Origin of the sequence: Protofrankia sp. Cr1 (genome assembly GCF_963555865.1) — a bacterium.
GTDB lineage: Bacteria > Actinomycetota > Actinomycetes > Frankiales > Frankiaceae > Protofrankia.
The window spans coordinates 4,351-5,283 of the sequence record NZ_CAUVXO010000445.1; the positions used below are offsets into that span (position 1 = coordinate 4,351).

Sequence of the window (933 nt, forward strand, 5' to 3'; positions counted from 1 at the left end):
TGTCCGGCCGCGTCCGGCCATCCACGGTGCCCACCGGCTGGTCACGCCGAATGGGCGCCGAAGTTTTCGGCTACTCCGAGCCGGTGATCTTCTGTCGGCCTTGCGGGTGCTGGGGGTCGTTCTTGTCGGTCGGATCACGTCCAAGCGCGCTCTGTACCTGCGATCGCAACTTTGCGTCCTCTCCGTCAAGGCATTTGGCGTAGATCTTGAGAAGTACCTCGATCGAATGCCCGGCCCACTCCGCGACCTTGGTCGGTGGGATGCCAGCGTTCAACCAGGTGGACACTGCGGCATGACGAAGGTCATACGGGGTTTGGGCCAGCGGAGACGCGGCCACACCCTCGGTAAAGACTGCGACGCGGGCGCGTGCCCACACCCGCGTGACGGTGAGCGTCGGCAGGTGCTCCCGGTTGCGCTCACCGACGAACAACCGACCGGTAGGACCGGTACCGAACCGGTCGAGATGGGCGTGAAGGAGCGCGGTGAGTTCGGGCGGGCATGGAACTGGACGCACTTCGTTGATCTCCCTCTGCTTGAGCTGCCGGTCATCGCGTGCTTCGCCGGTGTTCGTCCACTCCTTCCCCGCGTAAGGCTTTGCACGAGCCCAGGATGCGGTCCGACCATTGCGTCGCGGTGAGGAGTCCGGCGAGGATCGGGGACTTGACCTGCGTTCCTTCTTCGATGTTGTCGAAGACGATGACCGACTCGGGTTGCGCCAACACCGACGTGATGACTTTGCGGAGTTCCTCGTCGGTCTCCGGCCATGGCTGTTGTCGTTTGCCGTACAGGGCGCCAGCGATGTCGGTCAGGAGCGTTTTCCCGGATGCCTGCGTGGTCGCGGTGACCAGGCCGAACGGGATGAGCGCGCGCACAAAGGGGCGCAGGACCGGGGAGACGAGCAGGCCGAGATAGGTCGCCTTGTCGGCATCGGCC

General features: G+C 64.7%; 1 protein-coding gene and 1 pseudogene. Both read right to left on the reverse strand.

The annotated features are described in order from the left end of the window. Nucleotides 1-70 precede the first annotated feature (70 nt). On the reverse strand, nucleotides 71-514 hold the full coding sequence (locus U9980_RS23350; RefSeq protein ID WP_322769901.1) for a hypothetical protein: 444 nt from the start codon (nucleotides 512-514) through the stop codon (nucleotides 71-73). A 31-nt stretch (nucleotides 515-545) separates the two neighbouring features. Then, a pseudogene (locus U9980_RS23355) lies at nucleotides 546-933 on the reverse strand (hypothetical protein); the annotation flags it as partial.